We start from the raw sequence: 22,015 nt of genomic DNA on the forward strand, positions 1-22,015 counted from the left end.
TTAATTGTTAGTATTCTAACATTTATTGATTAATTTATTGTTAAGTTAGTATATATTACAATTGTAATAACCAACATTACTTGTGTAGAGAAAAGTTACGAAAAGAAATAGAGATTTTCAGGGAAATAGTATAAAATCCTCATAGATTAAAATAAGCTGCTTTGACAGGTTTTGTGGCGGCTAGAGCTGTATAGACTGGTGGAGGCAAGCGGGATCGAACCGCTGACCTTCTGCGTGCAAAACAGATGCTCTACCAGCTGAGCTATACCCCCAGGTAATTCTTGCTTAAAGCATAAATCACTCAGGCTGAAATGCAAGAAATATTTATCTATTAGGCTATTGCTAAATAGTGTACAAATTCTGCAGGGTGTACACACTTCTCTATTTTTTTGTCTCCTTAGCGTTATACGTCACACCATCCAAATAAATCTGTGAACTGAAAATTAACAAGAAGTTTTCCTTTGGAAATTTTTTTAAATTATTCATAGATTTTTTAACTAAATTATCACTAACGCAGTATATTATATAATTTATTTAACCACACATGAAAATTTTAGTTTGATTAAAACGGATAAAAACTGTATTGATGTTTAGTATAGCTGAAAAATGAAATGATCCCGTAGCTCAGCCGGTAGAGCAACTGACTTTTAATCAGTGGGTCACGCGTTCGAATCGCGTCGGGATCACTCACAAATTTTGAAAAACATGCTAAAAGAACAAGACAAAATATTCACCAACCTAAATGGTAAAGGAACTCCACTACTTGAGGGTGCAAAAAAACGTGGTAGCTGGCAAAAAACAAAGGAATTACTGGATTTAGGATCAGAAAAGATCATTGATGAAGTAAAGAAATCTGGTTTGAGAGGTCGAGGGGGTGCAGGATTTTCCACCGGCCTTAAGTGGAGCTTTATGCCCAAAAATCTCCCAAAAGCATATTTAGTAGTCAATGCAGATGAGTCAGAACCTGGTACATGTAAAGATAGAGATATATTGCGATATGAGCCACATAAGTTACTTGAGGGAATTCTCCTGGCCGGCAAAGCGATCAGCGCATCAGTTGCATATATTTATATCAGGGGTGAATTTTATAATGAATATTTAGTTCTAAAAAAAGCACTTGAGGAAGCCTATAAAGAAGGTTTAATTGGAAAAAATGCCTGCAAATCAGGTTATGATCTTGATGTGTTTATCCATAGGGGCGCAGGAGCTTACATATGTGGGGAAGAAACAGCTCAACTCGAATCAATTGAAGGAAAAAAGGGCTTTCCTCGCATGAAGCCTCCATTTCCCGCAGGTGTTGGACTTTTTGGCTGCCCAACCACAATAAACAACGTTGAAACTATAGCCATGGTTCCAGATATTCTGAATCGCGGAGGAGAATGGTTTGCATCTCTTGGTAAACCAAATAATACTGGTACCAAGGTCTTTTGTATTTCAGGGCACGTAAACAACCCGTGTAATGTTGAAGAAGAGCTCGGAATTCCATTACGTGAATTAATTGAAAAATACGCAGGTGGAGTGCGAGGAGGTTGGGATAATTTACTTGCTGTAATACCTGGTGGGTCTTCAGTGCCATTAATTCCAAAATCTATATGTGATACTATTGAAATGGATTTTGATTCATTAAGAACTGCACAATCAGGGCTTGGTACTGCTGCTGTAATAGTGATGAATAAATCAACTGATATAATAGCTGCAATAGAGAGGTTATCACACTTTTATATGCATGAGTCCTGTGGACAATGCACACCATGCCGTGAAGGTACTGGATGGATGTGGAGGATTATGAAGAGGATGGTGGCAGGAGATATTAAGCCTGATGAAATAGATAAGCTGCTTGACCTTACAACTCAAATAGAAGGACATACAATTTGCGCACTTGGCGATGCTGCAGCTTGGCCGATTCAAGGATTAATAAGACATTTTCGCCATGTTATCAAAGAGAGAGCGATAATTTAACTTTACTTATACTTCTTAAGCCGTTTTGCTACTTAGCAACCAGAGCTAAAAAATATTGATTCCCTTCTCTTTTAGGTGCCAATTCTACCTTTGCGATATCTTCAGTGTCTCGAATTAGCCGTTCTAATTTTTCCAGTCCAACTTCAGTGTTTATAAGCTCTCTCCCTCTAAATCTCATTGTGACTTTAATTTTATGTCCGTGGGCAAGTAAGTCTCTTGCTTGACGCAATTTTGTTCCGTAATCGTGATCACCAATATTGGGACCCAGTTTAATTTCTTTTATAGTTAATGTTTTTTGTTTCTTTTTTGCTTCACTTGCTTTCTTTTTTATATCATACTTTTGCTTGCTATAATCCAGAATTTTACATACTGGAGGGGTTGAATCAGGTGCAATTTCCACCAAGTCTAAACCAACACCCTGTGCAAATTCCAAAGCTCGTTCTATTGGCACGATTCCGACCATTTCACCACTATGATCAACTAAGCGTACCTCCTTAGCTGTGATAAATCCATTAATTCTGTTTTTATTGTTCTTTTTAACTTGCAAACTTTAACTCCCTTAATTCAAATTAATACTTTTTAACAGCGATTCATTAGCCTTTTCCAAAGAAAAAGACTCCTGTCTTTCCGATCCTAAATTTCTTACTGACACAGTTTTACTTGTAACTTCATTTTTGCCTACAATCCACAATATAGGAACCTTGTTTGAACTATGCAAACGTATCTTATAACTAATTTTTTCATTGGTCAAATCAGTCTTGACTCTCACACCTTGTTCTTTTAAAATATTGCTAATTTCTGTGGCGTAACCGTCAGCTTCATTTGTAATGGTCAGAATAGCAAGTTGCGTTGGAGCAAGCCAAACTGGAAATTTTCCTGCATAATTTTCTATCAAAATTCCGATAAAACGCTCAAAAGTCCCAAGAATTGCCCTATGTAACATGACAGGGTGATGCTTGTGCCCATCTGCCCCTATATAAAAAGCTCCCAGACGTTCTGGTAAAATGAAATCAACTTGTAATGTTCCACATTGCCAATTTCTGCCTATTGCGTCTTTCAAAACGAACTCTAACTTTGGACCATAAAATGCACCTTCACCAGGGTTAAGTTTATAACTCAAGCCCGCTTCTTTAACGGCTTCAAGCAGCGCTTTTTCAGCTCTATCCCACACTTCATCATTACCTGCTCTAATATCTGGACGGTCTGAAAATTTCACAGAAATTTCATTAAATCCAAGCTCTGAATATACTTCTTTTAAAAGGTCACAAAACTTTATAGTCTCAGAATTCACTTGTTCTTCCATACAAAAAATGTGTGCATCGTCTTGCGTAAAACCACGCACTCGCATCAGTCCGTGCAATGAGCCTGAGCTTTCATTTCTATGGCATGTGCCAAACTCTGCCATACGTATTGGTAAATCACGGTAGCTCCTGGTGTGAGAATTAAAAATCTGCACATGACAAGGACAATTCATGGGTTTTATTGCTAACTTTTTATTCTCAGATTCGTCAACAATAAACATATTTTCACGAAACTTATCCCAATGTCCAGATCTTTCCCACAGCTCTTTACTTACTAAAATAGGAGTTTTTACCTCAAAATAGCCATTATTTATTAGCTTCTTTCTGATGTAAGACTCAAGAACATTATATAGAATATATCCTTGTTCATGCCAAAAAACCTGCCCAACAGCTTCCTCTTGAATGTGAAATAAATCCATATCCTTAGCAATTTTGCGGTGATCACGTTTTTCTGCTTCTTTGAGGCACTCAAGGTAAGCGTTTAATTCATCCTTATTTCCCCATGCTGTGCCATATATTCGCTGCAACATTGGGCCCTTAGAATCACCACGCCAGTATGCACCCGCTACTTTCATAAGTTTAAACGCTTTAACTCTACCGGTTGATGGTGAGTGCGGACCACGGCATAGGTCAACAAAATCACCTTGCCTATAAACAGTTAGGTTTTCACCCTCTGGTATGGATGAGATAATATCAACCTTATATTTTTCGCCTATACCACTAAAGAAATCAACTGACTGCTTGCGAGTCCAAACTTCTCGAACAAATCTGTGGTTACTTTTTACAATCTCTTTCATTTTCTTTTCTATTGCGGTAAGATCGTCCGTAGTGAAGGTACGATCTGTAGCAAAATCATAGTAAAAACCGTCCTGAATTGTTGGGCCGATAGTAATCTGAGTATTAGGAAATAGCTCTTTCACTGCCTGCGCCATTATATGAGCAGCATCATGCCTTATTATATCTAAACCAACTTCGTCACTCAGTTGTATCACCTCTATCTCTGCATCAGCTTCAATTTCACGTGAGAGGTCATATAGCTCACCATTTACTTTCAATGCAACTACTTCTTTCAAAGCATCCGGTTGTAATATATCAAAGCCAGTGACTTTACCACTGTATTCTTTTACTTTTTGTTCGGTTGAAAAAGTAACCCTAACCATAAATAAACCTATACGGACATGTAGCTTGAAGGCGGTTTGCTTCTTCCAACGGTGTCATCCCAGTGTCACGCACATAGCCATACGAACATTCATTTTCGAAGGTAAATTGCACAGCAAATGGTGTCATCCCAGTGCTTGACACTGGAATCCAGCTTTTTTGTAATTTCATTGAAAATGTTGCATAGTGTGCTTGTTCACAATCAATTTTACTGGATCCCAGTGTCAAGCACTGGGATGACACCTTTGTGTTTGAGGCAAAACAGGCTATAACATTTAACATACTGCCCTCGCAAACAAATGTTCGTACAGTTGTGTATCAGCTACTGGGATGACACCACCCCTAGTGGGCACTGCCCCTAAATCATAATGGATAACAGGGTTATAAGCTCTGAACATTAATAATAAGGCCTATTCTTTTTTAACCTGAGTGCAATTGCGTCTTCCCAAACTTCACCATTACGCAATAACTTTTCTTTATTGTACATTAGCTCCTCTCTTGTTTCAGTAGCAAATTCAAAGTTAGGACCTTCAACAATTGCATCAACTGGACATGCCTCTTGGCAAAGTCCGCAGTATATGCATTTTGTCATATCAATATCATAGCGCGTGGTGCGGCGACTACCGTCTTCTCTTTCCTCTGCTTCAATAACTATTGCTTGAGCAGGGCAGATAACTTCACATAATTTACAAGCTATGCATCGTTCTTCACCGTTTGGATACCTACGCAACGCATGCTCACCACGAAACCTTGGACTTAAAGGGCCCTTCTCCATAGGATACCTCAAAGTAACCTTTGGCTTAAACATATATTTTAATGTAATAACAAACCCTTTAATTAACTCTACAAAAGACCAGTACCAAGCTAATTTCTTGAGCATAAAATATTTAAAACTTGTGTCAGTCATTATAAATCATATTATCAGTTTTCAAAATAAATATTTTCACCTGGGTGACTTTTTAGGTATTTTGGTTTCTTAAGTGTAATATTGCTAAGTAGTTTATATAGACAATGACAAACACAAATGAAACTATTTTCGCTTTATCGACCGTATTTGGTAAGTCAGGAGTTGCAGTAATCAGAATTTCAGGCAACTACGCGCTTAAAGCTTTAAATCATTTTCATATTAAGAAAGAAATTAAACCAAGATTTGCTACTTTAGTTGATCTATATGATGATTCCAGTCAATTGATAGATAATGGAATAATCATCTATTTCCCTGCTCCAAACAGTTTCACTGGCGAGGACGTTATAGAGTTACAAGTGCATGGAAGCAAGGCAGTTATAAAAATCATCTTGGAGGAATTATCAAAAGTTTTCGTTATGGCCAAGCCTGGAGAATTCTCACTTAGGGCTTTTCTAAATGGTAAATTTGACTTAACGCAAATAGAAGGGATTGCAGACTTAATTGATGCTGAGACGAAAATGCAAGCTAAACAAGCGATTAAGCAGATATCAGGAGAATTGGAGAGACTATACAGCAATTGGAGGCAAAGATTAATAACGATACAATCCAAAATCGAAGCATATATAGACTTTCCAGAGGACATTTGGGCAGAAAAAAGTGAATTGGAAAAAATTAATAATGAAGTGCAATCTCTCGTGCAGTTGATACAAGAGCATTTAAATGATAATAGACGGGGCGAAAGGTTGCGTGAGGGTTTACATATTGTAATAACTGGTGAACCAAATGTCGGTAAATCAACTCTGTTTAATTTCTTAGCCAAGCGTGATATTGCTATTGTTTCTGAATATGCAGGCACAACAAGAGATATACTTGAAGCTCATATTGACATTGGCGGATACCCAATCATTCTCTCTGATACTGCTGGAATTCGTGAAAGTTCAGATCCAATAGAATTAGAAGGTATAAGTCGAGCGAAAAAGAGGTCTTTTGAAGCTGATTTAAGAATAGAGCTATTTCCTTTTGAACAACGACACGATGTCAATTATCAAGCCACAGGCAATATACCATCTGTCGTTGACACACAACTATGCAAATATTGTAATCAACAAACGGTGTCATCCCAGTGCTTGACACTGGGATCCAGATATAAAAATACTTGCAAATTATGCAATAGACAATGGATTCTAGAAACATGTGCTGAAAACAATGTTCATAGCTGGATTCCAGTGTCAGCTACTTGCATGACATCAGACCAAAATGACACCATTTATGTATTGAGCAAAGCTGACGATGTTATCAATAATCACAATATAAAAATTAATGGCATAGATCTTTTACCCATTTCTATTCTAAAGGAAATAGGTACAAACAAATTGATCTCTCTCATAAAAGAGAAGGCAGAGGAAAAATTTGGGCATGATAGAGACACTCCTGTAATCACTCGGCAAAGACATAGGAATCACATGAAGAAAGCACTGGAACATTTACAACGTTTTAATATCGATAATCCAATTGAGTTGATATCTGAAGATTTGAGGCTTGCTGCATTTGAACTTGGTGCGGTGATTGGAATTATTGATGTTGAGGAAATATTGAGTAGTGTGTTTAGCAACTTTTGCGTGGGCAAGTAAAGCTTTTATAGATTGCTTAAAATCAAATGTTGTGATAGAAAAGAAATGGACGGATGGCCGAGCGGTTTAAGGCACCAGTCTTGAAAACTGACGTACGTGATGAGCGTACCATGGGTTCGAATCCCATTCCGTCCGCACAGCATCTCGCTATGCTAGCTGATTTTTAGAGCTTATTTGGACTATGTGGTTCATAACGCTGGAAATCTTGTCTAATCTAGCCACATCTTTTAAAAATACATCCCTTTGTAAATTGACCTTGTTAGCAAAGAAAGCTAATATCTATAAATAGATCACCATCTGAATATGAAAACCGATATAGTAATAATAGGTGCAGGACCTGTTGGAATATTCACTGCTTTTCAAGCGGGAATGCTTGATATGAGATGTCATATAATAGATGTTTTGGATCAAGCAGGAGGACAATGCACAGCTCTTTACCCAGAAAAGCCAATATATGATATACCTGGTTATCCTGTAATCACTGCCCAAAAATTAATTGAGCAACTAATGGAGCAATCTTCGCCATTTAAGCCTGTTTACCATTTAAGTCAAAAAGTGGAAAAGATTTCAAATAACGAAGGTGAAAGCTTTACTGTCATAACGAACATAGGTACAGAGGTAAAATGCAAAGCCGTTATTGTTGCTGCAGGTAACGGAATGTTTGAACCTAACCGTCCACCCTTAAGTGGTATATTAGAATATGAAAATAAATCTGTATTTTACAGTGTAAATAAAATTTCTGATTTTCAGGACAAAACTATAGTCATTGCAGGTGGGGGTGATTCTGCAGCTGATTGGACTGTAGAACTTTCTAAAGTTGCGAAGAAAATTTATGTGATACATAGGAGAAAGGAATTTCGCTGCACTCCTGAAACTAGAAATAAATTAGAATCACTTGAAATTGATGGAAAAATAGAACTGGTAGTGCCATATCAATTACACGAACTAGCAGGAGGTAATGGGCAGTTGAGCGCAGTGATAGTAAAAAACATTGCCTCTAAGGAAGAAAAAGAAATATCCGCTGATTTTTTGCTGCCATTTTTTGGACTGTCAATGAATCTTGGTCCAATAAACAATTGGGGTATACAGTTAGAACATAGCCGCATAGTTGTCGACCCAGCTACACTTAAAACCAGTAGAGATAGGATATATGCAATCGGAGATATAGCTATTTATTCAGGCAAACTAAAATTAATACTAAATGGTTTTGCTGAGAGCGCCATGGCTTGTTATGACATATACAAAGTAATCCACAACTCTCCGGTTAATTTTCAATATTCAACCTCAAAGGGAATTCACGGGAAAGAAAAACTTCCTTGACAAACCTCGCCAGCTCCCTTATCATGAAACTGAAGCTATTGTATTTGCTTTCGCCAATCTGCAGATTAAAAGGTAAGGATTACTTAATGTATCGGCGTCTTATGTTCAATTTTTTGCAGTATATAGATACTGTATGTCTTTACAAAACTTCATCTACATCTAGATTTTTATCTAAATAAGCTGAACGCGCTTACAAAGCGTTACAAGACATCAAAAAATGCCAATACTCGACAGAGATAGTAAAAGACTAGCTAACTCGGGGATTCTTTGTCTTTTTTTCTGCTTAGTAAATTTCTTAAACGTTTGCAGCGTAAGTTAGTTGCAATTAAAAGCAGCTTAATCTCGCTTGTCAAGCGTTTAAAACATAAAAAACGCCAATATTTTAAAGCGGATAATAACCCCAGGGTTTCTTTTGCCTTTTTTTTCATTTGGTAAATTTCTTAAATATTTGTGGCTAAACGACAACCGTCATCCCGCTGCTTGTTAGCGGGATCTAGAGATACCGCGAATGAATCGCGGTATGACGTAGGACTGCTGTCATTCCAGTGCTCCTTTTTTTGTCATCCGAGTAGCTGACACTGGGATCCAGGAAACTTAACTTTACACCAGGTGAATGTACAATAAGAACTGGATTCCAGACTGGAATGACACCGAAGGGGCTACTGGGATGACAAAAGGGGGCACTGGGATGACAGGAGAAAGAGGCACTGGAATGACAAAGAGGGTACTTGGATGACAGGAGGTAATGCAGGAAGTCTAATAGTGCAGCAACACAGAACCCCAGGTTAGGCCTGCACCTATTGAAATCAGCAGTGCCAGGTTTCCTAATTTTATTTTTGATTTTTGTATTGCATAATCAAGTGTTAGTGGAATTGATGCCGCTGAGGTATTTGCATGCTTATCAACAGTATTAATCACTTTCTCTATAGGGAAATCTAACTTCTTTACTACTGCTTCAATAATACGAATATTTGCTTGATGGGGAATTAGCCAGTCAATATCAGTAATTTTCAAATTATTGCATTTCAGAGTTTCCTCTATTAAGGCTGTTAACTTATCCACTGCATGTTTAAACACTTCTCTTCCATTCATGTATATTTTTCCAGAATCACCAGTAGAGGATACCCCTCCGTTCGTACATAGTATGTCCACATTGCCGTCAGAGTATAAGTTTGTTGATATGATGCCGCTTCTACCCATTTCTGATTTCATCACCACTGCACCAGCACCATCACCAAAGAGTACACAAGTTGACCTATCTTCCCAATCAACAATCCTAGACATTATTTCAGCACCTATAACCAATGCATATTTAATTCTATTGTTAGATTTTATGAGCGAATCAGCAACTGTAACTGCATATATAAAACCAGAGCATGCTGCTTGTACATCAAAAGCAAATGCGTTTTTACATTTTAACTTACTTTGTACAATCGTTGCACAGCTAGGAAAAGTTTTATCAGGAGTTGTTGTAGCAACTATAATCAAGTCAATTTCATCTACTGAAATTTTAGCTTTTTCTATAGCACTTTTTGCTGCATTTACAGCTAGATCTGACGTTAGTTCTCCTTCATCTGCTATATGCCTTTGAACTATTCCTGTTCTCTGCCTTATCCATTCATCGCTCGTCTCAACTATCGATGCAATTTCGTTGTTACTCAACATTTTTCTTGGTAGGTAAGATCCAGTGCTTAATATGAAACTTTTATTCAATATGACTTACCCCGTTAATTATCTTTTGATTTAAATTTTCACTAATTGCATTTACTGCAAATTTTATGGCATTGGCAAAAGAAATAGCATCAGAATTTCCATGACTTTTTATGATGATACCATTCAGCCCTAAAAACATAGCTCCACTTCTAATTTTGGGATTAAAACGCGTTAAAGCTTTATTTAGTTTGGATTTTAACAATATACCAACAAGCATTTTCGCTATCCACGAATTGAATACTTCCTGCTTTATTAGATTGATAAAGGTACTAGCGGTTGCCTCAGCCGTTTTGAGCATTACATTGCCAACAAAACCATCAGCAACAATCACATCTATATTACCCTCTAAAAATTCACTTGCCTCTATATACCCTTTGAAATTAATGCCTGGAGCGTTTTTAAGCAACTCAAAAGCGCCGCGCACTGAGTCATTACCTTTAACTTCTTCTGTGCCGATATTTAGCAAAGCAACTTCAGGATTGTCAATTTTTAATGCTATTTTTGCAAATATACTACCCATTAACGCAAATTGAAATAATGAGTCGGCATTACAATCAACATTTGCACCAAGGTCAAGCAAAGCGAAGCTTTTTGTCTTAGTTGGACAGATAGAGGCAATAGCAGGACGATAAATGTTTGGTAATGTTCCTAAAATAAATCTGGAAATTGCCATCAATGCTCCGGTGTTGCCTGAAGACACCACTCCGAAAGCTTTACCTTTTTTTACTGCCTCAATGGCAGCTTTCATACTTGAGTCTTTACGATGCCTCAGTGCAAAAGATGGCTTATCATTTGCAAGGACATTGTCAGAACAATGAGTAAATTCAGAATTGTTACTTACTTTTTTATATTTCAAAAGCAAAGGAGATACTTCTTCCTTATCTCCATAAATATGAAAAAAAACTTTAATGCCTGGGTCAACAAGGTTGTCTAAAAAAAAACCAGCACCCTGAATTACGGAAAGAGGCGCAAAATCGCCCCCCATAGCGTCAAGTGCAATAACTATATTATTATTGACCGTAGGTAACATATCATAATAGTCACTCTGCCTGTTGCTTGATGAAAACCCGTTTTCCTTTGTAACTGCCATCAACTGCTACGTTATGAGGCAACATGAATTCCCCAGTTGTTGAACATACCACAACATTCTTAGGCTCAATAGCATGATGAGAACGATGCATATTACGCCTTGACTTTGACTTTTTTCTTTTTGGAACTGCCAAAATTTCCTCCATTCTACTACAAAATACAATACATTAGTAACATGTTTTTTACAGGAAGTAAACAGGGATAGTAAAATAAGTAAGGTTTGCTTATGTAATTGAGTTCTATAGCTAAAGTGGCTCTACAATTTGAAAAACCGTCATTCCGCTACTCGTTAGCGGAATCTATACCGCGAATGAATCCATAGCTGTACGAACATTCATTTTTGAAGGTAAATTGCACAACAGATGATGTCATTCCAGTCTGGAATCCAGAAATTTTGCTTATAACTGAGCTGATGAGCTAAAGGTAGTTGTCTTACGCTAAAACAAACGTTTTTAATTAAGTTGCATAGAAGCTGGATCCCAGTGTCTGGGCACTGGCCCACTGGTGGGAATTGCTCCCAAACTACAACGTTCGTACAGTTGTGGATACCGTGGCGGTATGACGTAGGGAAACCTTTCTTGGGTTAGCTATATGAGCTTTAAATTAAAACATCAAGTATGTTGAACTTAAAACATATCTCAGCTATACTTTGCGATAAAGTTAATAAAAATTTTAATAAAATCAGTAAGACTAACCTCTAGCTAAAATGAATACAAAGTGAGCTTTTTTGATATAAATAGTGTTAGAATAATTGGTAGGTACTTTATCAATTTTTTGTTAAGGCTTGGTAGTGCATTCATATTTTTTATTCAATCTCTATACCACTGCCTTGTGCCACCATATTATTTTAGCAACATAGCAAGACAAATTATAGAGATAGGCTTTTTCTCTCTGCCAATTGTTGGGCTCACTGGAGTTTTTATAGGAGCGGCAATAGTTTTACAAAGTAGCTTGAGTGACCCATTAATTAACCAAGAACAGATAATACCCAAACTTGTTACGATCACTATCATTAAAGAGTTAGGACCAGTTTTGATCAGCTTAATAATGGTAGGAAAGGTTGGATCATCAGTTGCAGCAGAAATTGGTACAATGCGCATCACCGAGCAAATAGATGCACTTACAACCTTGAACATCAACCCTTTTAAATATTTAATTGCACCAAGGATTTTAGCGTCAATCATAGTATTTCCCATACTTACAGTATGTGCAGATTTAATAGGAATATTTGGAGGATGTATCACTGCAGTCTTCGAATTTAACCACAATTTAAATATATACATTAAACACACAGCTCAGTTCTTTAATACGTATGATTTTATAACTGGGCTAATAAAAGCAACTGTATTTGGCGCCATAATTTCTGTCTCAAGCTGCTATTACGGTTACCATTGCAAAGAAGGTGCACGAGGAGTAGGTGTTGCTACAACATCAACTGTTGTTTTATCGTCCATACTGATCATTTTAGCAAACTACATGATTACTTTGATACATGCGTAACCCCATAATATCAATATTGAACTTAAGCTTATCTTTTGATGATAGGACAGTACTAAAAGATCTAAATTTTGATATATTAAAAGGGGAATCATTAGTCATACTTGGTGGCTCAGGAAGCGGCAAATCTGTATTAACAAAAACAATTATCGGCTTGCTTGCTCCAGACTCAGGGTCTGTTAAAATAAATAGTAAAAGCAAAAATAAATTTGGGGTTTTATTTCAAAATTCCGCTTTATTTGACTACGTTACAGTGTGGGAAAATATATCTTTTAATTATAAAAAGCGCTTTAATATCAGCAAAAAAGAGGCAAAACAGCTAGCAATCGAGAAGTTAAATGATGTTGGACTGGAGGAAAGCATAGCAGATATGTTTCCAATAGAGCTATCAGGTGGAATGAAAAAAAGAGTGGCACTTGCAAGGGCGATTGCACACAATCCAGAAATCATTATTTTGGATGAACCAACTTCAGGATTGGACCCAATTATGTCAGATATAGTAAACGAGATAATAATAAAATTATCTAGAGATCTTAACCCTACAATTATCACGATTACACATGATATTCATAGCGCATTTAAAATAGCTGATAAAATAGCAGTATTATATGAAGGGGAGATCATTTCCCATGGAACTGTTCAGGAAATACAAAATACTAATAACGAATATATAAAAAAATTCATTCATTATATATAGCTAAAGATATATACACTATTGCTAACAGTCATATTTTTAAGTTTTAACTTTGTAAAAGGTAGTGAACATTGGAATTCAGATTTTTTTCAAACTGGATCCTATAGCTAACACGTCATACCGCGATTCATTCGCGGTATCTCGGCATAGATTCCGCTAACTAGTAGCGGAATGACGAATTTGTCGTTTTTCAAATTGTCGTAAGTCAGTTTAGCTATATATAGGATGACAGAAATTGTTTGTATTAGCTATATTCAAAAGCTCTATTGATATTTTGCAATATTTGTGATAAAATAATAGCTTAAGGTTGAGAGTAAAAATTTATGAGTGAAGCTCAAGGTCCAAACATTGCAGAATGGCAAGCGCAGCAGCAACACCAAGAGGCTGCTGGTGAGAAAAGTGGTTTTGGTCTTGGTCATAGTGACTCTGTTTCAACAGTTGTCGATGGAATGAAATGGTTGTTCAACTTTCATGAAGGAGCAATTGCTGCTTATAGTAACGTGTTTGAAGGTTTGGTGAGTGGCAGTAGTCTAGTAACATTGTTTGGAAAGTCAGGTAATATGTTTGGCATAAAACTTCTTGAAGGCCTTGCAGAATATTTTTCAGGTGGAGGTGGGGAAGATATGCCATCAGAAGAAATGGATATGGCTCATGGTGATGATGGACATCACTCAGATGATTACCCTCATGCCAATAACGAAATAGCTCATAATGCTGATGGTTTGCAAGACATGCATGATGCAGGTGATCACCATGGTCAATCTTTTTCACCTGGTCCTTCACCATCTGTTGGCGATGACCACGGACATGAACTTGGTTAAACACTTAAAAACTATTGAATAGTTGGAAGAAGGCCTAATAAGAAAAGTTGCTGTTGTTATGAGTTTGTCTTAGTGAAAAAGGTTTCAGTTTTGGGATCAACAGGAAGTGTTGGAAAAAAGACTGTAGATTTGCTCTCAAAGAGAAAAGAAGAATACCAAGTGGAAGCACTAAGTGCCCATTCGAACTTTGCTCTACTGGCACACCAAGCAAAACTGCTAAATGCAAAATATGTTGCTATCTCCGATGAAAGGCTTTACAAAGATTTGAAAGAAAGTTTACTTGGTACAGATGTAAAAATAGCAATTGGTGCTACAAATATTGCTACCATACCTGTTGATCTCTCAGTTGTTGCAATAGTTGGCATTGCAGGCCTTGGGCCAGTTATGGAAGTTATAGAAAGCGGTACCAAAGTCATTGCATTGGCAAACAAAGAAAGCATTGTTTGCGGTGGAAAGTTATTACTCAAAAAAGCTAAAGAAAAAAATGTACAAATAATCCCTATTGACTCTGAGCACAATGCAATTTTTCAAATTTTGCAAAATGACGACAAATGCGTAGAAAAGATCATACTTACTGCTTCTGGTGGACCATTCTTAAATTATAGCCTTGAGCAATTAAGAAATGTTATGGTAGATAAGGCGCTTAGTCACCCCACTTGGAATATGGGAAAGAAAATCTCGGTTGATAGCGCAACAATGATGAATAAGGCACTAGAGATAATAGAAGCACATAACTTGTTTAATATCAGCCCGGATAAAATTGAAGCAATAGTGCATCCTGAGTCAATAGTACATGGAATTGTAACTTATAAGGATGGGTTCAACTTTGCTGTGCTTGCAGAAACTGACATGGCAATTCCTATTTCATATGCTCTATCTTGGCCGGAAAGATCAGCTTTAAATCGTAAATTAGATTTAACAAAGCAAGGAAAATTGACCTTTCAAGAACCAGACCATAAGCGTTTTCCTGCGCTAAAGCTTAGCATGGCAGTGTTAAACTCTTCTGCTCCACAAACAAACAGTATTGTGCTCAATGCTGCAAATGAAATAGCTGTTAATGAATTTTTGAAGTCACGAATCGGTTTTTTAAAAATAGTAGAGGTAGTGGAATCAACAATGGAAAGTTTTGGTAGTTATACTGATATTAATTCACTATCTGATATAATAAATATTGATTATGAAAGTCGTATTATTGCTCACAAAATTGTTGAAAGTAAAGTTGTTGCGTATAGCTAGAGTAATGTAACCAGACTGCATTCTGTGATTTTTAGCAAAACACGATACACAATCGTCATTCCGCTACTAGTTAGCGGAATCTATGCCGAGATACCGCGGCGGTATGACGGTTCGCGGTGGTATGACGGTTAAGTAATTCGTCATCCCGCTGCTTGTTAGCGGGATCTAGAGATACCGCGGCGGTATGACGGTTCGCGGCGGCATAGCTATCTTCAAAAATATGGTTGAATAATTGTTAATAATAGTGTATAATTATTAATATTTTTAAGCACTTTGGCTATGGCTTTATCTAAGTTTCTCGACCCTAAGCTGGATTTAACCTTCAAAAAAATATTTGGCACTGAAAAAAATAAGAATATTCTCATACATTTTTTGAATGATATTTTAGGGTTTACCGAGATAAATACTATACAAGAAGTGGAATTCCTCAGTACTATAATGGATCCTGAAATTGCCTCTGATAAGCAAAGTATAGTTGATGTTCTTTGCAGGGACTCTAGTGGGGCTAGGTATGTGATTGAAATGCAGCTCACTCGCGATAAAGGCTTCGAAAAACGAGCTCAACTATATGCTGCTAAGGCTTACTCAAGGCAAGCTGATAAATCTGGTAAGTACATTGATTTAAAGAAGGTTTTCTTTATTGCTATCTCTAATTGTAATTTATTTCCTGATAAGCTTGATTATATATCCAGCCACACTATAAGAGATGAGAAAACCAATGAGCATGACTTAAAAGATTTTCAATTTGTATTTATTGAACTACCTAAATTTCCTAAGAATAAGGAAGAACAGCTAGAAAGCATAGTGGATCGTTGGTTATTTTTCTTCAAATATGCAGATGAAACTACGGAAGAAGACTTAAGGAAAATAGCAGAAAAAGCACCAATAATAAAGTTAGCCTACGATGAATTAGACAGGTTTAGCTGGAATGAAAAAGATTTAGTAGCTTATGAAGAAAGAATAATGGATCTACGGAAAGAAGAAGCCATTCTTGAATACAGACTTGACCTTGCTACTGAAAAAGGCATCCAAATTGGCGAAGAAAGAGGCATCAAAATCGGTAAAGAGGAAGGGAAAATTGAAGGAAAAATCGAAGGAAAAATCGAAGGAAAAATCGAAGGAAAAATCGAAGTCGCAAAAGCAATGCTGGCTAACAATGTTGATGTCAACACTATTGTCAAATTTACTGGCCTTTCTATTAGTGAGATTGAAGAATTAAGTGTGAACGGTACAGAGTAATTTCAAAGTGCATTTGCAGTTGGAACGGATACATTTAATGAGAGTCCCATTTCACGGTGTTCAAATCTACTCCTTCTTGTACCATCTCCCAAAGTGGGCTCATTTCTCTCAGTCGGCCAACATTTTTAGCAACAAGATCTGCTGCATACAAAACTTCTTCTCTAGTTGTAAATCGGCCTAGGCCAAATCTAATTGATGAATGCTCAAGGTCATGGCCATTATTTAGCGACCGTACTACATAGGAAGGCTCAAGAGACGCAGACGTGCACGCAGAACCAGAACTTACTGCTAAATCCTTGATTGCCATGATGAGAGACTCACCCTCAACATAGGGAAAGCTCAAGTTTAGGTTGCCAGGAATTCTATTTTCATAATCACCATTTAAAACGATATCAGGAAACGCTTCTTTTATCTTGTTATACAAAATATCCCTTAATTCTTCCACTCTAGTTGTTTCTTTTTTCATTTCTTCTCTAGCAATACGTGCCGCTTCACCAAAACCAACTGCAAGAGGTGTTGGAACTGTTCCAGAACGCATGCCTCTTTCCTGTCCACCACCACTAATTAGTGGTATCAGCCTAACACGAGGATTCTTTCTACGTACATATAATGCGCCTATTCCCATAGGTCCATAAATTTTGTGGCTAGAGAGACTCATAAGATCAATGCACATCTCATTAACATCAATTGGAACTTTTCCAAAGCTTTGAGCTGCATCTGTATGGAAAAATATATTATGCTTTCTGCATATTTTACCAATCTCCTTTACAGGCTGAATTACTCCGATTTCATTATTTACCATCATTACTGAAATCAAAATTGTTTTATCAGTAATTGCTTCCTCAAGCTTTGATAAATCTATAATTCCGTTTTGCTTAACAGGCAAATATGTAACTTTAAAGCCTTCATTTTCCAGATGCCGACAAGAATCCAGAACACACTTATGCTCCGTGCAGACAGTGATTATATGATTTCCTTTATTTTTATAAAAGTGAGCAACGCCCTTGATTGCCGTATTATTTGACTCAGTTGCACCTGAGGTAAAGATAATTTCTTTGCTATCTGCGTTCACCAGATCAGCGATGTGTTTCCTTGCTTTTTCCACTGCTTCTTCAGCAGTCCAACCAAATGAATGGCTGCGAGAGTGTGCATTGCTGAACTCACCAAAGTAAGGTATCATCACCTCTAAAACACGGGGATCTACTTTAGTAGTAGATTGATAATCAAGAAATATTGGTAATTTTATTTTAGCATCGTGTATTTTTTTACTTTCAACATTCATAAAGCTACCACGGAGACAAAATTTACAATTATTTTATAGCATTAAAACTTAATTTTTTCAAGATATAATCTTGCATCAAGTACAAAAGTGTCATCCAAGTAGCTGACACATAACTGTACGAACATTTATTTGCGAAAGCAGTGTGTTAAATGTTATAGCCAGTTTTGCCTCAAACACAAAGGCAGTGCCCAGACACTGGGATGACACCCTATTGGTGGCAATTGCTTCCAAATCATAATGTTTGTACAGCTGTGCGCCGTGCGCTGGAATCCGTTTTAGCCCTTATCTATATCTCAGTTCCACCAACAGTTATTGCGTCGACTTTGAGTGTCGGCTGACCAACTCCAACGGGCACATTTTGTCCATCTTTCGAGCATGTGCCAACACCAGGATCTAACTTTAAGTCATTACCAACCATAGATACTTTTTTCAACACTGTTGGACCGTCACCAATTAGTGTTGCTCCTTTTACTGGCTGTGTAATTTTGCCATTTTCTATTAGGTAAGCTTCCGAAGATGAAAAAACAAATTTTCCTGACGTTATATCAACCTGCCCACCACCGAAATTTACTGCATATAGACCTTTCTTTACGCTAGATATTATTTCCTTCGGTGTATACTTTCCGGGCAACATATAGGTGTTTGTCATGCGCGGCATAATAACTTCTTTATAACTTTCTCTTCTACCATTACCAGTTGGGCTTACACCCATGAGTTTAGCGTTCATATGATCCTGCATGTATCCTTTTAGGATCCCATCCTCTATCAATATATTATAAATGGGTGGAGTGCCTTCATCGTCTACGCTGATAGAGCCGCGCAAATTGGGCAGAGTTCCGTCATCAACTACTGTGATGTCACTAGCTGCTACTTGTTTACCCACAGAATTTGAAAATGCTGAGACTGTTTTGCGATTGAAGTCGCCCTCAAGTCCATGACCCACGGCTTCGTGTAACAATATTCCTGGCCATCCTGGACCTAAAACGACTGTCATTTCTCCGGCTGGAGTTGGAATTGCTTCAAGATTTACCAGTGCTTGTTCTAACGCTTGGTTTGCAACTTCTTTCCACTTTTTCTCAGAAATAAACTTACTATAAGAGTCCCTTCCACCATGCCCTGCAGAACCTCTTTCGGTACGGCCATCTTTTTCTACAATGACTAGCACATTAAAACGTACCAGAGGCCTGATATCGCTTAATCTGTGATCACCCTTTATTATTTGTACAACTTGCCATTCTCCACTTAGAGTTATTTTTACTTGCTTCACGCAGTTATTTTTGGACCTTACATACTCATTAACCTCATTGAGTAGCTTAATCTTTGAATTCAGATCCATTTCATTTATAGGGTTAATCCTCGAATATAGGCTTTTTGTCTCTTCGTTTAAATTTATTGAATTTGTCTTGTTTAAAGACACTGAGCTTTTTACCATAGAAGCAGCATTACTAATTTCTTTTTCGCTGATCTCAGAAGAACAAACGAAAGATGTACTATCTTCACAAAAAGACCTTAAACCAAATCCCCTTCTAGTATTCAAGTCCATGTGTTTTAATATGTTATCCTCAAAAACCAGGGACTCCGACTGGCAAAATTCTAGAAACAGCTCACCACCATCGCTATTGCTCAAAGCGTTATTGACTATTTTATATACGTTATTAATATTAACATTGTTTTGAGCAAAAAATATTTGATCTAGATTTGGCATTACCTTTGAACTAAAAATTGTTTAAGTATATTATTTAACTTTAACATAGTAAACTATAAAAAGCCCGGGTGGCGGAATTGGTAGACGCGCTAGCTTCAGGTGCTAGTAACTTTTTAAGTTGTGGAAGTTCAAGTCTTCTCTCGGGCACTCTTAGCTTCCATATTGCTTATTGAATTAATTAATGTTATAATATAACATATTAGGTAATATTTATGCTATGTATGGTGAAAAAGATAAGTTAGCCTACAGAAAGAAGGTACGAACTTACTCGAAACGCTTATTTACTACACTATCTACTATCTCTTTCATTGGATACATAGCGGCATTGGTCTTGAATATTCCTGTCTTAAGTCTGTATTTTAGTATTGCCGGCACTATATTCAGTGCACTTTCGTTTGCTTTAAATATATGGTCACTAAATGATCATTCCCGACAAGAGAATCTTAATAAGAAATCTGGCATAAAAAACACTCCAGGACAAAAAAAGTTAACAAAGATCTATCTTGATATAGCATCCAGTGCTTCATTTCTAATAGGAGGTATTGCATCTATGTCGCTTTTTGAGTCTTCTGTTATTTATTTTGTTTCTACGCCTTTTTTTATTCTAGGCTGTGTTATTATGGCAGCTAATATCGTTCAAACTATGATTAGTGAACCACAGACAAAAAACGTCCTTGAGAATCTCTCTTCAAATACTGCAAGAGTACAAGCTTAAGTATTAACTTATTTAACTTATACAGGAATATTAGCTATATAATTCCACTGAAGGAAGCCATTCAAAAGAGTTCGATGTAATTAGCGTCAAAAAAGTGTAAGCAGAAATTGTGGGCTTATTGGGGTAGGAGCGCTTAGTACTCCTACTTCCACATCAATTACTTGAATAATTGCTCAAGCTATCAAAATAAAAGTTTTTATTCAGTAATTTGTGTATAAAGGGTACTATTTTACTAGTAGTGAAATAAATCAGAATGAAGTCTATTTTATTAACGAGGCCTTTATTGGACTCGTTCAATACAAGAAATATATTGAGAAAGTATGGATACAAAGTTTTTATAGAACCAGTATTCACAATAAAGTACTTAAATCCTGATATATCTGCGTACGAATTTGACGTTGTGATATCTACAAGTAAAAACAGTGTAAAGGCTCTTAGTCAAATATGCAAAGAGGATGACTTTCCGATTATTACAGTTGGTAATTCAACCATGCAGGCTGCAAAAAATTTGGGATTTTCTGATATAATCTCAGCAGACAGCAACGTTGATGGTCTGATATCATTCATAAAAGCTCATTATTCAAACGCAATAAAGTTCTTGTATATAAGGGGACAAGAAGTATCATGTGACCTAAAAAAGAGATTATCTGAAGAAGATTTTAACGTAAGAGAAGTTGTACTCTATGAAACAATTATAAAAAGGAATCTAACTAATAGGTGTAAAAATTTACTATTGGATGGTAAAATTGATAGTGTTGCTTTTTTTTCCTCACAGACAGCAAGGATATTTTGTTCATTAGTTCTAAAAAGTGGGTTATCTCATGTGATGAATAATGCAGTTGCATATACCATGAGTAAAAACATTGCTGATAGTTTAAAGTTAATCAAATGGAAAAAAATTATAACATCGAGGTTGCCTACTGGGGAGAGTTTAATTGATATAATTAATAAGGATTGTTGATGCTAAAGATTGCAACTTGGAATGTAAACTCCATACGTAAAAGAGTTAACCAACTTTGTAGTTTTATAGTTGATAGTCAGATAGATATAATTTTGCTGCAAGAGATAAAATGTATGGAAGAGCAATTTCCTTATGCAGAGATAGAGAAGCTGGGATATGAATGTGCTGTCTATGGACAAGTTGCAAGAAATGGCGTTTGTGTTTTATCTAAATATCCGATACTGGAGAAGTTTAAGATTGATATCGTAGAAGGTTATCAAGAAGCGCGTTATATAGAGTGCATAATAAAGCACAATAATCAGAAGGTAAGGGTGGGAAGTGTATACGTTCCAAACGGTCAAAGCCCGGACTCTCAAGCATTTGAATATAAACTCAAGTTTTTTGATAATCTATATGAAAGGATGAGCACTTTGTTAAAGAATGAAGAGTTAACTATTATAGCTGGCGATTATAATGTTGCACCGGATGAAATTGATGTCTTTGATTCAAACTTATTGAATGGCCAAGTGTGCTTTCATATAAGAGAACGTGAGAAGTTAAGAGCGATCTTGAATCTTGGGTTTAAAGATGCGTTTAGAATATCTCACCCAAATTTGCAACAATTCACTTGGTGGCATTATCAAGGCAATTCACTCAGAAATAATCAAGGAATGCGAATAGATTATATGCTGTTATCACCACAAGCTGTAGATAAATTGGAAACATGCTACATAGATGATAGATTGCGTAAGCTAGAAAATCCGTCTGACCATACTCCTGTTGTATGTGCTATAGAATAATAGCAGAT

Annotated in this window: 22 protein-coding genes and 4 tRNA genes; 15 read left to right on the forward strand and 11 right to left on the reverse strand. The window is 36.7% G+C overall.

Annotated elements, in window-relative coordinates; translation table 11 throughout:
- Nucleotides 1-196: 196 nt before the first annotated feature.
- Nucleotides 197-272: transfer RNA gene (locus tag OOK90_RS06180), tRNA-Ala, on the reverse strand.
- A 341-nt stretch (nucleotides 273-613) separates the two neighbouring features.
- On the opposite strand from OOK90_RS06180, the gene OOK90_RS06185 reads away from it, so the two are divergent.
- Together OOK90_RS06185 and nuoF are read left to right on the forward strand one after the other, a co-directional pair.
- A tRNA-Lys gene (locus OOK90_RS06185) sits at nucleotides 614-686 on the forward strand.
- A 19-nt stretch (nucleotides 687-705) separates the two neighbouring features.
- Nucleotides 706-1,959 (forward strand): NADH-quinone oxidoreductase subunit NuoF, encoded by a 1,254-nt coding sequence (gene nuoF, locus OOK90_RS06190; RefSeq protein ID WP_010962959.1) that lies wholly within the window; start codon nucleotides 706-708, stop codon nucleotides 1,957-1,959.
- Nucleotides 1,960-1,987: 28 nt separating this feature from the next.
- Here nuoF and infC read toward each other — a convergent pair whose 3' ends face one another.
- From infC to nuoI, 4 genes are all read right to left on the reverse strand, one after another.
- Complete coding sequence (infC, locus tag OOK90_RS06195) at nucleotides 1,988-2,506, reverse strand: translation initiation factor IF-3 (RefSeq protein WP_006279610.1); 519 nt, start codon at nucleotides 2,504-2,506, stop codon at nucleotides 1,988-1,990.
- A 12-nt stretch (nucleotides 2,507-2,518) separates the two neighbouring features.
- Entirely contained in the window at nucleotides 2,519-4,420 is a 1,902-nt protein-coding gene (thrS, locus tag OOK90_RS06200) for a threonine--tRNA ligase (protein WP_010962960.1), read from the reverse strand.
- Nucleotides 4,413-4,700, reverse strand: coding sequence for a hypothetical protein (locus OOK90_RS06205; RefSeq protein ID WP_010962961.1), 288 nt, complete (start codon nucleotides 4,698-4,700; stop codon nucleotides 4,413-4,415). The genes thrS and OOK90_RS06205 overlap by 8 nt, the downstream gene beginning before the upstream one ends.
- A gap of 115 nt (nucleotides 4,701-4,815) precedes the next feature.
- On the reverse strand, nucleotides 4,816-5,298 hold the full coding sequence (gene nuoI / locus OOK90_RS06210; protein ID WP_038199316.1) for an NADH-quinone oxidoreductase subunit NuoI: 483 nt from the start codon (nucleotides 5,296-5,298) through the stop codon (nucleotides 4,816-4,818).
- A 131-nt stretch (nucleotides 5,299-5,429) separates the two neighbouring features.
- Between nuoI and mnmE the strand changes: the two genes are divergently transcribed.
- The 4 genes from mnmE to OOK90_RS06230 all read left to right on the forward strand — a co-directional run bounded on the left by mnmE (nucleotide 5,430) and on the right by OOK90_RS06230 (nucleotide 9,012).
- Nucleotides 5,430-6,956, forward strand: a complete 1,527-nt coding sequence (mnmE, locus tag OOK90_RS06215) for a tRNA uridine-5-carboxymethylaminomethyl(34) synthesis GTPase MnmE (protein ID WP_010082336.1) — start codon at nucleotides 5,430-5,432, stop codon at nucleotides 6,954-6,956.
- Between the two features lie 47 nt (nucleotides 6,957-7,003).
- Nucleotides 7,004-7,091, forward strand: a tRNA-Ser gene (locus OOK90_RS06220).
- A 168-nt stretch (nucleotides 7,092-7,259) separates the two neighbouring features.
- Nucleotides 7,260-8,276 (forward strand): NAD(P)/FAD-dependent oxidoreductase, encoded by a 1,017-nt coding sequence (locus OOK90_RS06225; protein ID WP_038199260.1) that lies wholly within the window; start codon nucleotides 7,260-7,262, stop codon nucleotides 8,274-8,276.
- A gap of 613 nt (nucleotides 8,277-8,889) precedes the next feature.
- On the forward strand, nucleotides 8,890-9,012 hold the full coding sequence (locus tag OOK90_RS06230) for a hypothetical protein (RefSeq protein ID WP_255317430.1): 123 nt from the start codon (nucleotides 8,890-8,892) through the stop codon (nucleotides 9,010-9,012).
- Between the two features lie 20 nt (nucleotides 9,013-9,032).
- Here the strand turns inward: OOK90_RS06230 and OOK90_RS06235 are convergent, their stop codons facing one another.
- The 3 genes from OOK90_RS06235 to rpmF are packed head-to-tail and all read right to left on the reverse strand — an operon-like array spanning nucleotide 9,033 to nucleotide 11,212.
- The gene (locus OOK90_RS06235) at nucleotides 9,033-9,989 is read right to left on the reverse strand and encodes a beta-ketoacyl-ACP synthase III (RefSeq protein WP_264705884.1); all 957 of its coding nucleotides are present in this window, start codon (nucleotides 9,987-9,989) and stop codon (nucleotides 9,033-9,035) included.
- Entirely contained in the window at nucleotides 9,982-11,019 is a 1,038-nt protein-coding gene (gene plsX, locus OOK90_RS06240; protein WP_264706188.1) for a phosphate acyltransferase PlsX, read from the reverse strand. The genes OOK90_RS06235 and plsX overlap by 8 nt, the downstream gene beginning before the upstream one ends.
- Nucleotides 11,020-11,029: 10 nt before the next feature.
- Nucleotides 11,030-11,212: a 50S ribosomal protein L32 gene (gene rpmF, locus OOK90_RS06245; RefSeq protein ID WP_010962967.1), complete on the reverse strand. Its 183-nt coding sequence runs from the start codon at nucleotides 11,210-11,212 to the stop codon at nucleotides 11,030-11,032.
- A 583-nt stretch (nucleotides 11,213-11,795) separates the two neighbouring features.
- Between rpmF and OOK90_RS06250 the strand changes: the two genes are divergently transcribed.
- From OOK90_RS06250 to OOK90_RS06270, 5 genes are all read left to right on the forward strand, one after another.
- The gene (locus tag OOK90_RS06250) at nucleotides 11,796-12,578 is read left to right on the forward strand and encodes an MlaE family ABC transporter permease (RefSeq protein ID WP_015589313.1); all 783 of its coding nucleotides are present in this window, start codon (nucleotides 11,796-11,798) and stop codon (nucleotides 12,576-12,578) included.
- Nucleotides 12,571-13,272 carry an ABC transporter ATP-binding protein gene (locus OOK90_RS06255; protein ID WP_006279859.1) on the forward strand — a complete coding sequence of 234 codons (702 nt, stop codon included), beginning with the start codon at nucleotides 12,571-12,573 and terminating at the stop codon, nucleotides 13,270-13,272. Before OOK90_RS06250 ends, OOK90_RS06255 begins: the two co-directional genes overlap by 8 nt.
- A gap of 320 nt (nucleotides 13,273-13,592) precedes the next feature.
- Complete coding sequence (locus tag OOK90_RS06260) at nucleotides 13,593-14,090, forward strand: hypothetical protein (RefSeq protein WP_010082318.1); 498 nt, start codon at nucleotides 13,593-13,595, stop codon at nucleotides 14,088-14,090.
- A gap of 72 nt (nucleotides 14,091-14,162) precedes the next feature.
- A complete protein-coding gene (dxr, locus tag OOK90_RS06265) occupies nucleotides 14,163-15,326 on the forward strand; it encodes a 1-deoxy-D-xylulose-5-phosphate reductoisomerase (RefSeq protein ID WP_070356952.1) in 1,164 nt (387 codons plus the stop codon).
- A gap of 279 nt (nucleotides 15,327-15,605) precedes the next feature.
- Nucleotides 15,606-16,565: an Rpn family recombination-promoting nuclease/putative transposase gene (locus OOK90_RS06270; protein WP_264705885.1), complete on the forward strand. Its 960-nt coding sequence runs from the start codon at nucleotides 15,606-15,608 to the stop codon at nucleotides 16,563-16,565.
- A gap of 34 nt (nucleotides 16,566-16,599) precedes the next feature.
- On the opposite strand, the gene OOK90_RS06275 is transcribed toward OOK90_RS06270, so the two are convergent.
- The 3 genes from OOK90_RS06275 to tldD form a co-directional block, all read right to left on the reverse strand.
- Nucleotides 16,600-17,847: an IscS subfamily cysteine desulfurase gene (locus OOK90_RS06275; protein WP_010081919.1), complete on the reverse strand. Its 1,248-nt coding sequence runs from the start codon at nucleotides 17,845-17,847 to the stop codon at nucleotides 16,600-16,602.
- A gap of 90 nt (nucleotides 17,848-17,937) precedes the next feature.
- Nucleotides 17,938-18,078 carry a hypothetical protein gene (locus OOK90_RS06280; protein WP_153296798.1) on the reverse strand — a complete coding sequence of 47 codons (141 nt, stop codon included), beginning with the start codon at nucleotides 18,076-18,078 and terminating at the stop codon, nucleotides 17,938-17,940.
- A gap of 55 nt (nucleotides 18,079-18,133) precedes the next feature.
- A complete protein-coding gene (gene tldD / locus OOK90_RS06285; RefSeq protein ID WP_264705886.1) occupies nucleotides 18,134-19,552 on the reverse strand; it encodes a metalloprotease TldD in 1,419 nt (472 codons plus the stop codon).
- 62 nt (nucleotides 19,553-19,614) lie between these two features.
- Between tldD and OOK90_RS06290 the strand changes: the two genes are divergently transcribed.
- The 4 genes from OOK90_RS06290 (at nucleotide 19,615) to OOK90_RS06305 (ending at nucleotide 22,007) form a co-directional block, all read left to right on the forward strand.
- Nucleotides 19,615-19,699: transfer RNA gene (locus OOK90_RS06290), tRNA-Leu, on the forward strand.
- Between the two features lie 70 nt (nucleotides 19,700-19,769).
- The gene (locus tag OOK90_RS06295; RefSeq protein WP_264705887.1) at nucleotides 19,770-20,267 is read left to right on the forward strand and encodes a hypothetical protein; all 498 of its coding nucleotides are present in this window, start codon (nucleotides 19,770-19,772) and stop codon (nucleotides 20,265-20,267) included.
- Nucleotides 20,268-20,520: 253 nt separating this feature from the next.
- Nucleotides 20,521-21,228: a uroporphyrinogen-III synthase gene (locus OOK90_RS06300; RefSeq protein WP_264705888.1), complete on the forward strand. Its 708-nt coding sequence runs from the start codon at nucleotides 20,521-20,523 to the stop codon at nucleotides 21,226-21,228.
- Nucleotides 21,228-22,007, forward strand: a complete 780-nt coding sequence (locus OOK90_RS06305) for an exodeoxyribonuclease III (RefSeq protein WP_006279450.1) — start codon at nucleotides 21,228-21,230, stop codon at nucleotides 22,005-22,007. Before OOK90_RS06300 ends, OOK90_RS06305 begins: the two co-directional genes overlap by 1 nt.
- Nucleotides 22,008-22,015: the final 8 nt, after the last annotated feature.

It is taken from the genome of Wolbachia endosymbiont (group A) of Ancistrocerus nigricornis (assembly GCF_947250785.1).
Taxonomy (GTDB): domain Bacteria; phylum Pseudomonadota; class Alphaproteobacteria; order Rickettsiales; family Anaplasmataceae; genus Wolbachia; species Wolbachia pipientis.